General features: G+C 63.1%; 7 protein-coding genes. 2 read left to right on the top strand and 5 right to left on the bottom strand.

Features of this window, described 5'->3' with window-relative positions:
• Nucleotides 1-31: 31 nt before the first annotated feature.
• The 5 genes from sctV to EN857_RS26165 all read right to left on the bottom strand — a co-directional run bounded on the left by sctV (nucleotide 32) and on the right by EN857_RS26165 (nucleotide 4,266).
• The gene (gene sctV / locus EN857_RS26185; protein ID WP_245493316.1) at nucleotides 32-2,203 is read right to left on the bottom strand and encodes a type III secretion system export apparatus subunit SctV; all 2,172 of its coding nucleotides are present in this window, start codon (nucleotides 2,201-2,203) and stop codon (nucleotides 32-34) included.
• Nucleotides 2,200-2,511: a hypothetical protein gene (locus EN857_RS26180; RefSeq protein WP_245455579.1), complete on the bottom strand. Its 312-nt coding sequence runs from the start codon at nucleotides 2,509-2,511 to the stop codon at nucleotides 2,200-2,202. The genes sctV and EN857_RS26180 overlap by 4 nt, the downstream gene beginning before the upstream one ends.
• A 17-nt stretch (nucleotides 2,512-2,528) precedes the next feature.
• Nucleotides 2,529-2,927 carry a hypothetical protein gene (locus EN857_RS26175; RefSeq protein WP_127393865.1) on the bottom strand — a complete coding sequence of 133 codons (399 nt, stop codon included), beginning with the start codon at nucleotides 2,925-2,927 and terminating at the stop codon, nucleotides 2,529-2,531.
• Between the two features lie 38 nt (nucleotides 2,928-2,965).
• The gene (locus EN857_RS26170; RefSeq protein WP_127393864.1) at nucleotides 2,966-3,967 is read right to left on the bottom strand and encodes an EscD/YscD/HrpQ family type III secretion system periplasmic domain-containing protein; all 1,002 of its coding nucleotides are present in this window, start codon (nucleotides 3,965-3,967) and stop codon (nucleotides 2,966-2,968) included.
• Between the two features lie 116 nt (nucleotides 3,968-4,083).
• Complete coding sequence (locus EN857_RS26165; RefSeq protein ID WP_126092905.1) at nucleotides 4,084-4,266, bottom strand: hypothetical protein; 183 nt, start codon at nucleotides 4,264-4,266, stop codon at nucleotides 4,084-4,086.
• A gap of 214 nt (nucleotides 4,267-4,480) precedes the next feature.
• On the opposite strand from EN857_RS26165, the gene EN857_RS26160 reads away from it, so the two are divergent.
• Together EN857_RS26160 and EN857_RS26155 are read left to right on the top strand one after the other, a co-directional pair.
• Nucleotides 4,481-5,341, top strand: a complete 861-nt coding sequence (locus EN857_RS26160; RefSeq protein ID WP_127393863.1) for a MurR/RpiR family transcriptional regulator — start codon at nucleotides 4,481-4,483, stop codon at nucleotides 5,339-5,341.
• A 76-nt stretch (nucleotides 5,342-5,417) separates the two neighbouring features.
• Entirely contained in the window at nucleotides 5,418-15,617 is a 10,200-nt protein-coding gene (locus EN857_RS26155; RefSeq protein WP_135859331.1) for a LysM peptidoglycan-binding domain-containing protein, read from the top strand.
• Nucleotides 15,618-15,632: the final 15 nt, after the last annotated feature.

Raw genomic sequence — 15,632 nt, 5'->3', positions numbered from 1 at the left:
TCCCCTAATGTCCCCGTCCGTCCGGCTGCCGTCATGAGGCAGCCTCTTGCCCGGCTTTCGCCTGAGCCGAGGGCAGCGCCTGCGAGCGCGCGCCGGTTCTGACCGTGCGGCCGGTGATCGTGGCCAAAGGCTGGACGTTGAATTCCTGCGCGAGTTCCTGAAACGACAGGACGGGAAGCTCGATGGCATTGTGCATCAGCAAGGTGCGCATGTGCCGGCGCACGTCCATCGCGGCCAGGACGACGGGCGAGACATCGATGGAGCTCTGCGACAGGGCTCGCTCGATCTCCGTCACCAGGGCCTGCGCGTCATCGTCCGAAAGGTTCAGGAATGTGCCGGTCGAGGTGCCTTGCACAGCGTTGCGCAGGATATCCTCGGCCGACCGCTGCAGCACGTAGGCCGCGATGATGTTGTTGCGGCCGGCGGAGCGGAAGCTGATCTGGCGCTTCAACGACGTGCGGACATATTCCGTCAGCAGGACGACGTCCTGCTCGCGTTGGCCCCATTCGATCAGCGCTTCCAGGATGAGGCGCAGATTGCGGATCGGCACGTTCTCGCCGACGAGCCGGCGAAGCACTTCCGCGATCTTCTGCAGCGGCACGATCTCCTGAGCCTGCCTGACCAGATCCGCGTAGTCCGGCTCGATGTCCGACAGGAGCCTGCGTGTCTCCTGAATCCCGACGAAATGGCCGGCATAGAGCCGCAGCGCATTTCCGGTCCACTTGGCCGCTGTTTCCGCCGGCGTGGAGAAGACGAAGCCGGCTTCCCTCAATGCCGGCAGGTGGCTGTCGTCGACCCACACGAATCTGCGCTGGCCGGCAATCGAAGAACCGCCTTCGTAAGCCACCTCGAGCAGGTCGAGATGCGTTGCATCCGCCTCGACAAGAACGCGGTCGGCGGGAATCTCGGCGTCGAGGATGGGCGCACCCTCCAGATCGATGCGGATGCCGCGAGGCGAAAGCATCTCGTCGACCTGCAGGCCGATGGCCGGAACGTCGACACCGAGATCGCCGAAGAGCTCGCGGCGCACGCCGTCGGCCAGCGCGGCAAATTCGGGCTCCGGGATCGAGCGTGCGAGTTCGGCTCCGAAGCGCACGACGATGCGGTAGGGAGGAGGCAGCGTTCCGGTGGAGATTGCTGAAAGCGCTGCGGAATTTCCCGGCTGTTCGCGCATGGCGATCTGGCCGGCGGCGTCGTCAGGCTCGGATTCCCGGGCGGTGCGGCGACTGATTGCGTAGGCGCCTGCGCCGAAGCAGGCGCCGAGGATCAGGAACACGATCGACGGGAAGCCTGGCACGATGGCCAGGCCGACCATGATCACCGCAGCGAGCGCGAGCGCTCGGGAGTCGCGCAGGAGCTGGCTGGTTATTTGCTGGCCAAGGTCGCCCGTTCCGTCCGCGCTGCCGACACGCGTCACCATCGTGCCTGCGGCCACGGCGACGAGCAGTGCCGGTATTTGCGCCACCAGCCCGTCACCCACGGTGAGCAGCGAGTAGGTCGCGGCCGCATCCCCCAATGACATGTCGTGCTGCAGCGTTCCGACCGCGAAACCACCGATCAGGTTGACCAGAATGATCACGATACCGGCGATGACGTCGCCCTTGACGAATTTCATGGCGCCGTCCATCGCGCCGAACAGCTGGCTCTCGCGCTCCAACTGCTGGCGCAGGCGTCGCGCCTCCGCCTGGTCTATGTCGCCGTTGCGCAGCTCCGCATCGATGCTCATCTGCTTGCCCGGCAGTGCATCGAGTGTGAAGCGTGCGGCCACTTCGGCGACGCGCTCGGCACCCCGCGCGACCACGATGAACTGTGCGACGGTGATGATCAGGAAGATGACCAGGCCGACCGCAATGCTGCCGCCGACGACAAAGGTGCCGAAGGCGGTAATGATCTCGCCAGCATCGGCCTGCAGCAGGATCAGTCGCGTCGTCGTGATCGTGATCGCCAGCCGGAACAAGGTGGCGATCAGGATGACCGACGGCAGCGACGAGAACTGGAGCGGATGGGAAACGTAAAACGATGCCAGCAGGATGAGCACGCTGATGGCGATGTTGGCGGTGATGAGAATGTCGACGAGGAATGTCGGCAACGGAATGAGCATCATCACCACCGCGACGAGCAGCAGGACGGCGATGACCAGGTCGCTGCGGCGTGACAGCCTGGCAAGGAATTGCAGCACCCGCTCCGACACGGTCATGTTCATTGAACGCCTCGTTGCGAAAGGAAACTCAGCAGGGCGCTGTGCGCCTCGGTCTTGCGCCCCGCCACGAGCAAGGCTCGGCTCTTCAGCAAGGCAAGCGCCGGATGGTCCATTCCTTCCAAGGTCTCCAGCCTGGCAATCGTGGCCAGCGCCTTTTCCGCCTCGCCATCGAGGATGAGCAGATGCGCCAATGTCCTCAGCACGCCGGCATTTCCCGGCGACAGCTGCGCGGCGATAAGCAGATAGGCCGCGCCCCGCTTTGCCTGCCCGTGAGACCCGTAGAGAAAGCCCAGGACATGCAGCAGATGCACGGTGTCATCCGGGCCGGTCAGATTTCGATTCCTTCCTGCATGCGACCAAGCAGGTCGCGATGACGCTCGATTTCATCCTCCATCAGCGTTCTCGCAAGCGACTTGAGCTGCTCGCCGCCCTCGAGGTTGGGAACCAGGTGCGTCACAAAATGCTGGAGGATAGGCACGGAGCGCCGCAGGATGGCTGGCTCGGGTATACGGGGCATGACGAAGTCGATGAGGATGTCATCAAGCGATTCGCCTGCCGCTTCCCTGGAGGACTGAAACTCCGCGGTTTGCGGCCTTTCAGCACCAGCGGCGGATTTCGTTCCCTGAGCACGGCTCGCGGCCTTGTCGACGCCATTCATCCGTCGCCGGTTGATTGCCTGACCGCGCACGCCTTCCGCCTGGCGCACCTCGCGGCCAGCCGTGTCCATCCTTGCCGAATCGAATCGCGGCCCTTCAAGCCGACGGTTCACGGGTATTTCAGCGCGACCGTGGCGCCGCCCTTCGTCAGGAGAAGTTCCGTCTCGCCGATGTGCTTGATGGTCCAGCCGTCATTGGTGAACGCACCTTCGTGGTAGCGCGCGCCATCGGCTGCGATGACGTAAGGCCGCTCGCCATACCAGATCGCCTGCAGCGTCAGGCGCGGGGCTTGCTCGGCGTTGCCGATCATGACGTTGGAGACCAGCGGAATGTGTGCGCCGTAGGCCTGGTCGAACCACGATTGCGTTTCCGTCCAGACGCCGCTCTGGTCATTCGGGATCATGCCCGAGACCACGAGACGTCCCGGCGATCGCTGAACGGTCAAGGTCCTTATGCCGGATTGCTCGAGACGCAGCTTGAGCTGACTTTCCGCTTCGGCGGCGGTCTGCATTTGCGCCGGCGACGAATCGTCCAGGACCTGTTGGCCCGGCTCGCCGGCGAAGGCCATTCTGATCGGTTCGCCATCTTTCGAGGGGCGCGTCTCGCCAACATCGGGCTTGGCGAGAGAGAGCCCGTTCGCGGCGAGGGAAAGAACGAATACGGCGCACAGAACGCTGCCCGCCACCAGCACGGGGCGATTGGAAAAGGACCACCGACTTGCGGGGCGTTCCGGGTTGACCAGCCGGATACGGGCGTCGCCGACACTTACGGTGAGCGGCAGCCTGCAGCGGCTGCCGTGGCCTTCATGGATGGTTTCGCCTGTGGCGAGCGTGACATCGCCGCCGACGGCCTCGATTTCAAACTGGCTGCCCTTGCGCCGCAGCCTTGCGTGGACCGGCGCGATGCCGGCATCCCTCAGCACAATGTCGGACTCCGTGCTGGAGCCGATCGTGTACAGCGTCTCCACCAGGCTGAGTTCGGCGCCGGCGTGGAATCCGTGGGTGACGCTGAGCACAACGAAACCTCCGGATGCCGGGGAGGGGGCGATGATCGACCGCAGCCGGCGCGCTGGCGCCGCATCCAGATACCTGCCGATAGGACTATCGGTCATGCCACTTCATCTCCCGCCGATGACGATTTCAAATGCAGCGACGACGGCGTTGAAAGGTTCCTGCCGTGCAAGTACGCCGCCGGTTGCTTCGGCGGCGTACGGGTTCGAGATCCGCCTTAGGCCTTCTCAGCCGACTGGCCGAGCGTCCTCGCGGTGCTCATCAGCATGTCATGCTGGGATTTCGCGATCTCTTTCGTGATCTCCAGCCCAAACATGCGCTCCTGGTGCTTGATCATCTTGTCCAGGTTCTGTTCCGGCGACCCTGCAGAGCCGGACGTAATGGGAGGGGTAGCAGCCATCATTGTCTCCTTGCGAGAAATTCAAGTCGCAAACGCCGGACTCACACCGCTGCGCTCCGGCACATTGCCAAGGCAGCTTAAGACAGCGTGGCTGAAAATGAAAGTCCATTTGGAATATTTGAGCCATACAAGTTCCAACTGTTGCGTTGGTCGCGTTCTAGGAGTAACCTGCGAGGCGGGTGAATGGGGTATTTCGGATATGGAAAAAGGTCCTTTGGCCGAGCTGTTGGTCGAACGGTTCGAGAATATGCCGCCGCAGTTGCGGGTCGCCGCGCGTTTCGTGTTGGATCATCCCAAGGACGTCGCGCTGATGTCGATGCGCGAGCAGGCGCACCAGGCCGGCGTTTCGCACAGCACGATGATGCGGCTGGCGCGCTGGCTCGGGCTTGATGGCTACGAGGACATGCGCAGCCTCTATGCGCGTGCATTGCGTGAGACGATCGCCGGTGAGCCCGCGCGACAGGGTATCAAGCAGCATGGCGATCCGGGATATTCGACCGTCGGGGTCGTTGCCGATACGCTCGCGGCCCAGATTGCAAGTCTTGGCGAATATGGCAGTGCCGTGCAATTCATCGCCGCCGCCGGCCTGCTGGCGCGATCGTCCAACCTGTTCGTCCTGGCCACACGCTCCGCCTATCCGGTCGCGGGCCATTTCGCCCACATCATGTCGTTTCTGGCTGGCGGCGACCGCAAGGTGACGCTTGTCGGCGAGATGGGCGGACCTGGCCTCGATGTTCTGCAGCAGGCGGGACGCGGCGATGTGCTGCTGGCCCTAGGTATGTCGCCGTATGAGCGCACGACGATCGATGTTGCGCGGCAGTCGGCTCGGCAGGGCGTCGGCGTGGTGGCAATCACCGACAGCAGCGTGTCGCCGCTGGCCCGGATCGCGCGGGAAACAATCATCGTCACGTCAAATTCGCAGTCGTTCTTCCGCAGCCTGGCGCCGGCCTTCGCCGCCGTCGAAATCCTGGCGGCGCTGACGGCTGCGCAGTCCGAGGTGGATGCCGCGGATCGAATTAAGCAGTCGGAAGAGCAGCTTGCCGCTTTCGGCATTTATTGGAAGCCCCCCAGATAGCATTGGAACGTTGCTGTCTGGGCGGGCGTGACGGCAGCCAGGCTGCCGGCAACAGTGATTCCCGGAGGTCGTCCAGATGGTTCGCCCGATAACGCTCACCAAGCCGCCGGTCCAACCGCAAAAAGTCGACGCCAAGGCAAACGCCGCGCAGGTTGCGCGGCTGGAGGCGCAGGCAGTGCAACTGCGCGAGCAGATCCGGCTTGCCAACAGAATGGGCGAGCGCGATTGGGCGGCGCAGGCGCGCCAGCAACTGGCGCAGGTGAATAGCGAATTGAGTTCGCTTCAGCCGCCGCCGGTCGCGGTTCCGGCAATGCCGGGCGTCAATGTCGTCAACGCCAGCGCAGGCACGTCGGGCAATGGCGCGACGGTGGCGCCAGCTCTCTATGTGCGACCCGATCTTGCCGCAACCGCCGCGACGGTGAAACTCGATGGGGGCCCGGCCGAAGAGAACCCCAAAGACGCGACGACCGCCCGCAACATTGTCAACGACGTCACCGGCGGCAAGAGCATCGACCAGATTGCGTCCGCTCGCGGCATGACGCGCGAACAGGTTATCGCCGCGCTCAGGTCCGGCGGGATGACCGTGTCGACCACCGACCCGACAAGCGGCAATGGCGACGTGCAGACGACGAAAATCACGGATGGCAGCGGCCGCACCGTCACCCAATATTACGACTACCAGCACGACAGCTACTATACGAGCGTCCAGGCACAACCCAATGGCGCGGCAACCACCACGCCGGTCCGCGACGGGCTCGGACGCAAGGAGACCAGCAGCTACAATCCCGATACCGGCGCCATCACGACGCGGTATGAAGACGATCTCGGCACAGGCACCGTCACCGAGCGGACGTCGATGCCCAACGGGACCTCGGTGGAAACGGTGACGCCGGGCGCCGGCCCGTCGCTTCCCGTCACCACCGTCACCGGTCCGGACGGCCGCAAGACCATATTGGCGGCCTCCCAGGATCCGGGCGGGGCCAGCACGCACAACATCAAGCAAGACCTTGCCGATGGGAAGAGCATCGAGCAGATTGCGCAGGAAAACGGCCTCACCAGCGACCAGGTGATCGCCGAATTGCAGGCCGCCGGCTACAAGGTGACGGCCACCAGCAGCAGCGACGCGCAGTCGGTCGAGCTCGCCGATCCGCGCACCGGCGACAAGACGGTCTACTCTTACGACTATCAGCACGATGTACGCACCGTCACGACGACGGCGGACGGGAAAAAAACGTCGCAATCCATCGATGGCAACGGAACCGAAACCAAGACCGTCACCGACGAGGATGGCCGGGTGACGACGACCATCACCGAGAAGATCAATGGCGGCAAACCCGTCGAGTACGAGGTCAAGCCGGGCGACAACCTGACCCTGATCGCACGGAAATATGGCGTATCGCTCGACGATCTCAGGCGGACGAATCCCGGCCTTTTCGATTCGGCCCGTGATCCGGACGTCATCAACGCCGGAGAAAAGGTCACCATCGAAAACGGCACGCGAACCACCGTGAAGGTCACCTTCAACGGCTATACGCTGACCACCAGGCCCGATGGCAGCATGACGTTGCACAACGACACGACCGGCAACGACCTGAAGATCGAGGTCGGCACGGCGCAGCAGGCGTTGGCCGAACTGTTGATGAAAATCAACCCGCAGAGCAAGGATCCCGAGCAGGCCAAGACCGACACGGTTCTCAAGACGATTCTGGAAGGAGTGCTCGGCGGGGCAAGTCCTGAGCTTGCGCAAGAGGTCGCAGATAAGCAGCAAGCAGTAAAGGACGCGATCAAGCAATATGGTGGCGGAAGGCCGGCGACGCCGAATCTCGACGGCAGCGCCACATCGGTTGGCCCGTTCGGCGAGCCGCCATCGGCTACGGCTCCGTCAGGCGGCAAGTGGGTGCCGCTGATGGTCGACGGGAGCTGGCAGTGGTTTGATCCGGAAGTTGCCAAGGCGATCGCCGCCGAAAACGCTGTGATAGCGCGTCTCGGCGAAGCACAGGCAAAACCTGAGCAGAGCGGGGCCCAGCTCGACGTCTATGCGCTGGATCCCGAACTTAAGGGAGCCGTGAAGAGCGCCGAGACGACACTCGATAAGGTGCTGGCGCCGTATGGGCTGCAATGGCAGGCCCCCGAGCCGAAAGGCACGCTGGCGGATGCGCAAAAGCGGCTGACCACCGCCAACAGCATGCTGCAAAGTGCCAGCACTGCCAGGGCCGAGTACGCACAGGGCGAGAAGAGCCTCCTTGATGCCCTGGGCAAGCAGGCAACCCTGCCGATGCTCAGCGATCCGAGCAAGCCGTCCGTCGGTCCTGTCGGCGGGCCCAGCCGCGAAGTAACCAACCTGCAGGGCAAGGCCGAGCACGCGGGGGTGACGCAACTCTTCATCAACGCGGCGCTGCACACCGCGCGAGGCAACAAGGCCACCATCGACCAGATGGTCAGCGCGACGGAATTGGAGCTCTACGGCGTCAAATCCGGGAGCCCCGAGTATACAGAAATCAATGGCAGGCTTGAGGGACTGAAAGGCCTGCAGGGGCCGGCAGCCAGCCAGGTGACGCTGGCTGAGGCGTATGAGGAATTTGGCGTCGCGCAAAAAGATGCGGCCGACCTTGCCGTGGATGTCGAACCGATCAAGCAGGCATTGGTCGCCCAGGCGAAGCAGAGAAATCCGCACCATTTCGATTGGGACGGCTACACGAACGGCGAGGGTGACTTCACCGGCAAACTGAAATCGCAGCAAGTGATCGAGGAGAATGGACAGCTCTATCTCGTAAACACCTATGAGAATGATGTTTTCAGCGACAAAGACGGCAACGACACGCCAGTCCTGAAATATGCTCTGACATACGATCTCGGCGACAAGAATATCCGGGACGATTTCCGCAACAATCCGCTCAACAAGCAGTGGCAGGAGCTGCTGGCATCGACACAAAGCTCGGCTTCGGCGCCGGTCTGCACGCCCAATGGGACAGGTTCGCAATCGGCGCTGGCGGCGGCCAAATCCAAGATCGTCGGCGTGCAGGTCGAGCAGTTCGACGCGAAGCTCAAAGATGCGAAAGCCAAGCTCGTCGACGCGACGACGGCTCGCGACAAAGCAATCACCGAGCATGGCGGGGGCACCGTCGAAGCGCCTGCCGGCACACTGCAGCCGGGCGAGAAGCCGGTAAAGGTCACGGTGAACGGCCGCGAGCTTTGGGTCGCACCGGAGGTTGCCGCTGCCTACGAAAAGAGTGGGCCGGGCGCAATCGGCGCCAGCGGCAAGTCGGTCCGGATCGAGATGGATGGCCAGTGGCTGTGGGTGCACCCCGAAGTGGCGGCCGCGGAAATCGACAGGGGTTTAGCAGAAACCGAAAAGACTCAACTGGAGACATGGAACAAGGATGTCCGCCCCGCGATGGTGGCGGCGCGCGATTGGTACGGCTTCTACGCAAGCAACCCCAAGCTTCTGACCTATGGCAACGAAGAGCATGAGGCGCGGCTCAAAAACACGTATTTCGAGGAGCACAAGGATCAGGCGCTCGCCGGCTACCAGGTCAGGCTCAAGCAGCTGTACGACAACGGGTTCACGGGCGAATACAAGCAATACAAGCCCGGCGAGCTCAGCGGCACGGTTGCCCGCACTCTCGGCCTCGACGAATCGAGCGAGGGGGTCACGAAGGTTACCGGAGAGATCACCGACCGTGCCGGCGAAAACGCGGAGGTCAAGGTCGTGCCGATCTTCTCGCTGGATGGCGGGATGGAATCGTCGACGGCATTGTTCGCGATCAAGAACGATGGAAAAGAAATCGGCTATGTCGACAGCTCCGGCAAATACTACGGCAGCTTCGACGAATTCCAGCATGAGAACCGCATCTTCAGCCAGAACGGCAAGCTGATCCTGGCCAAGGGCGGCGACATGAAGCTCGGCGCCGATGGGTTCTCGCTCGACGAGGTGGAGATCGCCGACGCACGCAAGGTTGATTTCTGGGACAAGGCCACCGACATCGGTCTTGGCATCGTCGCCGGCGCCGCCACCATCGTCTCGTTCGTTCCGGGCGGTCAATGGGCCATTCCCATTGCGATCACCTCCGGCGCGGCTCTTGGCGGCAAGACGCTCTACAGGGAAGGCGAGCACCTGCTTCAGGGCGGCGACTTCGACAGTCAGTCGGCCTGGAATGTCGCCACCGGCGTGACCGCGTTCCTGCCCGTAGGGGCCGGCGCCCTGCGCACGTTCGGCCTGGCAAGGGCCGGCCTGTCCACGTCCGAGGCGTTTGCGGGCGGATTCGGCATGGCGCGCATGAGCGACGCCAGCTGGGGCATTGGCAAACTCCGCGTAAACGTAACGCAATCCTCTTATGCCGAACAGGCAGCGAGCTATCTGCAAAGCGGCAGCAAGCTGACCAACACAGCCTGGGGCCTCGATGCCGGGGGCGTGGTCACCGGTATTCCGGTGCTTGCCAGGTCGGCGGAGGATCTGGCCAGGCACGGCGGTGAAATGTCATTTGCCGAACTTGCGAACGCCATCATGGGCATCGGCACCGGCGCGGTCGGCACGGGCCTTGGCGGCCGCTCGTTGCTGTACAACATGCCTGGAGCGTCCGGTCCTCGGGGCGGCGACGCGACTCCCACGTCAGGCTTTCCACCGCCGGGCGGACCGGATTCGGGGCCGGGACCGCGGGCGGTCTACGCGATGGGCCAGGACGGTGTTTACAGGCCCACCGGCGAATACGTCATGCCGGACCCGAATGAGATCGTTATCCAGGGCGAGGTGATCGGCGAAACCAGCGGCCAGCCGGGGCCCGGTTTCAGCGCTCGGGAGGGGGCCGGAAATCCAGTTGGTCAGCGCGCGCTGCCAGCCGGCAAGTCAGAGGGCCAGAACCAGCCGCCATCGACTGGTGACAAGACTGATCCCTCAGGCAACAGTCAGCCGTCGCGGCCGATCGTCCTGCACGAGCCATTCGAAGGCGCTGGAAGCGGTGACCCGACGATGCTGCCGGGCCGCGATCCGGATGGCTTGGCCGTGCGAAGCCCAGCCAACCCCACTGACGGCGATCCCATCATCGTGTCGAACAAGCCGACCGTGACAGAGGTCCCGGTGCATCTCGTGTGGGATCCGGAAACGCGCAGCTTCACTGGCACGCCTGAACGCGACACAGGCGGGTATGTCTACACAAGCGGCAAGGATCCCAAAACGCCCTCGGCCTATCTCGACGGTTTGACCACCGAACAGCTGGTGACCCGCTACGAACAGGAGAAAAGCTACTATTCCAGCCATGAGCTGGCAGAACGCTATGGCCCGGATGGCATTCCAGAAACAGCGCGGGGGACGGTGGACGAAAGCGCAGCGCCTGGCGCCAACCCGCTGGCAGGCGTCGAGCCGGCCAAACAGAAGAACTGGGGAGATTTCAGGATATCCGCGCTCGGGCGGGTCCGGTTCAACTCCGACCCGGCAAACATGGCCGTCCATTCGATCCCGGGTATGCCTGAGGCCCTCCAGTTGGGATCGCCGACCTGGCGGTCATACATGGTGGGCCTAGGGACACGCACCGATTATCGTGCCCTTTGGCAGTCATTTGCCGACAGCGTCAAATACCGGTCGCTCGAACCGGCACGCTATAGTCTCGGCAAGGAACTGGGAATCTCCATTCGCCCGAACGAGCATCGCAACATCACGCTCGCGCAGCTCGGCCTCAAGGTTCAGCGCCAGACGGCTTTCCAGTTCAAAGGTCAGGATTTTCTCGACGCGGCACGTCAAAGGCTGTTCGGCGAGGCCTCGGATTCCGTCTTCACGGTCATGCCGCGTTCTGCCAGCGTTGAGGGTCCGGCAGGGAACCAGGGTTGGGCCGTGGAGCTGACATTCAGCCTCGCCCTTCGCTCAAAGTCGGCAATTTTGAAGGACGGTGAAAGCGACTTCTTGCGTCAAACGGAGGACGGCAAGACGGAATTCTCGGAGTTCCACGGCGACGTTCCGTATCGCAAAGTTTACTTGGAGGACAAGTATTACCTGACGAGCTTGCTAAGCGTCGAGAAGCGCTACGAAGTGGCGATGGACGCAACATTTCCCAAGGGAACGATCGTCAATTCAGATTTCGTCGACGCGAACAAGGGAGTGCTTGACCGCCTGCGACTGAGGGCCCAGTTCGTCGTGAAGGACGAGCATACGGCGCAGGCGCTTGCCGACAATCCTGACATGAGCACGATCCGGGCACTGGTGGCGTCGGGAGAAATCGATGCTCAGAAATCGATCTTGTTCATTCCTGGCTCGGAAAGCGGGATGCGGCAATCTGCTGTTCCCGGCTTGGCACTGGGAGAGACAATTGTCGATCTCACGGGAAAAAGTCGGCGCGTGTGGGATGCCGGCGCAAGCCGGCTCGAGGTCATCGTCAACGAGGCATTCCACAAATTCCTGCCGAGTCCAGATCGCATTCTCCTGCGCAAGCTGCCTGCGCCCTACAATCATTATGTTCGCTCGGGCGGTCCGATCTATGTCAACCTTTTCGGCAAGCGTGAGGCTGTCGCCTCGACACTTGACGTCACGCTTGCGGTGCGGAGCCCGGCGCTCAAGTTGCGCGTGCCCTCCGTGCCGTTCCTCCAACTGCCATTGGCGTTCACGGGCGAAATCAGGTTCTTCTACCGAACGAATTTGCCTGAGGTCGCCCCGATCGTCGCGAAGGGCGACTTCGTTGGACGTGAATTTACCTTCGCCGACAACCTGCCTGTGGAAATAGTGGTTCCGCGCTGGCTGCATGAACTCGACCAGCGTGCCGACAGCGGCGGAGGTCTGGCATTTCCGAGAGGCGGCAAGGCGTCTTTCGGAAAATGGCTGGATGAACTCGAAACGACCGCGACACCCGGTCAGAAGGCCGATATCGAGGCGTTCCGCCAATCCACGTTGCTGTCACTCAAGGATGAAGCCTTCATTCCACCTGGCGCGATGAGCGCCATCCGTGACTTCCTCGAGACACAGGCAAAACCAATTGAGATGCCGCCGCCGGAATTTGTCTATCTGGCGCCATCCGACCAGCAGCAGGCGCTTGCGCGCTGGTATCAGGAGCAAGGGGTTGCTCCTTCGCCCTCGGACAGGCCGCTTTGGTTTCGACGGCCAGCACCGCCGGCAGGTAACACTGCGCCTGGGCAAGACGCGGCCGCTGGCGCCGCCAACGCTGCGTCGGCCGGTAAACGCCCGCCAAGAACCCTGCAGCTTCAGGACGAGAGCGGCAATGTGATCACCGCCACAATGCTGGGCAACGGACCGAACAGTCCGGAGCAGGTTTATGTGCCGCCGGCCGACGGACCAAAGGCGCGCGGCGACGAACCGGAGCTGATGGACAAGTCGCACATTCTTTATCGGGACCCGGAGACGGGCGAAGCATATGTCCTGCCATGGGTGCGCGGCGGCTCGCAGGACCACGTGCCGGGCAGCCAGGGACGGCCGGAGGGAGAAGCCGTGCCGCCGCAGGCAATGCCGGCGAGGAAGGCCATCGAGGCGGCGCCGCCGACCACCTATTCGCTGCAGCAGGTGCGCAACATGCGGCAGCCTGAAAAATGGAAGGCCGGCGAGACCTACACACGCGAACTCAACGGATCGCTTGGGGAGGCGCATTTCCCGGTCGCGGCCAATCCGGACGGCCCGCATCCGGTCTTCGGCGAGGGCGGGCGCTACGTGGATTCGCCTGTCTTCAAGAGCCCTGACGTGATCGAGGCCATCGAGGTAAAGACCTACCATCGCTGGACGACCATCAACGGTGTCGCCCAGATGCGCGAAGTGCCGCTGACGCCAAAACTGCAGGAGCAGATCAACAAGGATGTGGCGCTGCGCAACGAGAACCCCGCCTATCAGCCGCGCTGGGTTTTCCTCGATGCGCCGCCTTCCGCGGAATTGCAGCGGGCGCTCGACGATGCGGGAATTGTCGGCAACATCTTCGGACACAGCAAGCCCGCTACGGCAACTCCGCAATCTCAACCGGCGTCGAGCCAGGTCGCCGCGGGCCGCACCATCCATCTCCAGGACAGGAATGGCGAGGTGATCGTCGCGGCAATGCTGGGCACGGAGCCGAGGAGCCCGGAACAGGTTTATGTGCCGCCTTCCGACGGGCCCCGCGCCCCGGCCGATGCTCCGGAGGTGCAGGACAAGACGCACATGCTGGTCTACGACCCCGACACGGGCGAAGCCGTCGTCCTGCCCTGGATACGCGGTGCCTCCGGCGGCCACGGGCTGACCCGCGATGGCGTCAGGGCTACTCCGCTTGACCAGGTGCCGGGTCTCGTCATGGGCGATTTCCAGCCGAACCAGGTTCCATGGCTCAAACGCGAGCAGGTGGCCGAGCTGACGCAACAGCAGTTCCGCGACATGGATCAGGCCGGATTGCTGCCTTATCTGACCAAGGTCCAACTGCGCGGTATCCCGAAGGCCAAGATAGGCTATGTCAACATCGCGGGGCTCGACGCGAAACAGGTTCCCTGGCTGACCGAGGGTCACATCCGGAATCTGAGCGACCAGCAGTTCCGGGAATTCGGCAAAGCCGGTTTGACGCCTCACCTGACGAAACCACAGGTGCGCGCGATCAAGGGTGACATGGTCGCGTTCGTCGATGTGCCGACATTGGAAGCGCGCCAGGTTCCGTGGTTCAAGCCCGGCCAGGTCGCGAAGTTCACGTCACAGCAATTTAAGGAACTGGGCGAGGCCGGATTGCTGAAGAACCTCACCGAGCGCCAGGTTCCGGCGATCCCCGAAAGCATGATCGATTCGCTGGATGTGGCGAAGCTCGATCCCAAGCAGGTGCCGTGGCTGACCGAGAAGCAGATCCCGATGCTGACGCGCGATCAATGGGGCGCTTTCACGGTCCACCACATCGAAACCCTGATCCAGCCGCAGATCGAAGCGGTGACACCGAAACAGTTCGAGGAAATGAGTCCCGGCCAGTTCCGCAAGTTCACGCCTGAGCAGTTCGGGTGGATGAGCGGGGATCAGACGAACGGCCTTTCCGTACTGCAACTGACGACCTATCGCGCCACCCACAAGAAGGCGATGACGCCGGATCAGGCCGCCAGCGTCGATCTGGCCCTCAGCCATGCCAGGATGCGCGAGAACGCTCAGGCGCTCGCCACCTTTGGCGGCATGTCGACCACTTCTTACATGTTGTGGAGTTCGTTGCCGCCAACCTGGAGCGCGACTGCCGCAGCCGTGGCATTCGGCGTGCGAGGCTTCGTGTTCGGCACGCAGGCGATCTTCCCCAACGCAACCGCTAACAACAAGCCGTTCGGGAGATTTCTCAACGCGCTCGGCGGGGCCACGTTCATTGCAGCGGCGCCAGGTGCCGCGACCGGGATGATCCAGGGCAAGGATCTTGTCGTCAACAGCACGTTTTCGCTCGGCAACGTCGTCTATGGCACGAAGTCGATGCTGCAGTCGTTCACCGGCAGACCGGTGATCCGAAACGTGGCCGAACATCTGGCTGGACCCGGTTATGTGCTTGGCTGCGCCGTCTATACGTTGCACTCCTGGCCGGCGCCGATCGCCACGGTCGCCGGCTCCTTGTTCACGTTCGGCTGCGCCGAATTCTGGGCATCGGCGATACGGACGGACCGGATGAATCGCCGTTCGGTGCCGCGAACCGATGCCGATATGGCGGCGGCGGAAAAGTCCGACAAGAGATGGGGTGCGTGGGATCGGTGGACGCTGGGCATAACCTTCGGCGTCGGCATGCTTCTCTTCTCGCTGGACTCGCTGCTGGCGAAGCCTTGGGAGGGCGCGCCGGCCTCTCCACCCGATCCGAAAAAACCGGACGGCGATGCCTCGTCCCAGCAACCCGATGATCCTTCGGATGTTCCGCCGCAAACCCCGCCCGAGGACTTCCCGCAGCTCGTCGTGTCGGCGGATGACGGTCTGAATTTGCGGACAGAGCCCGACGGGGATTCGAGCGTGGCGACGGTCCTGCAGCCCGGCACGTTCGTCGAACAGACCGCGAAGCCTTCGAGCGACCCGTCAGGAGAAGCCTGGATACCTGTCGAAGGTTTCGGGCCGGACGGCAAAATGCATAGCGGCTGGGTTTCCAGCGACCATGTCGAGGTTCATCTCGACGGCAGCAGCAATGCCCAGGGCCGCACGAACCCGACGCTGGAGAAGGGCGGCTATCAGTGGGTCGAGGTCAAGAGCGGCGACAGCATTCGCCTGATCGCCAGGACGCATTCTGCGGATGTGGCGGAGACGGTGGTGCTCAACATGGATCACATCCTGAGCCCGGATCAGATTTTCTCGGGCGACCGCATCTATCTGCCGGTCACATCGGTTGGCTGAGGAGCGGCCGGCTCA

It is taken from the genome of Mesorhizobium sp. M4B.F.Ca.ET.214.01.1.1 (genome assembly GCF_004791545.1).
Taxonomy (GTDB): domain Bacteria; phylum Pseudomonadota; class Alphaproteobacteria; order Rhizobiales; family Rhizobiaceae; genus Mesorhizobium; species Mesorhizobium abyssinicae.
The sequence above is the reverse complement of the archived record's forward strand: the minus strand, read 5'-3'. Positions and strand labels throughout refer to the sequence as shown.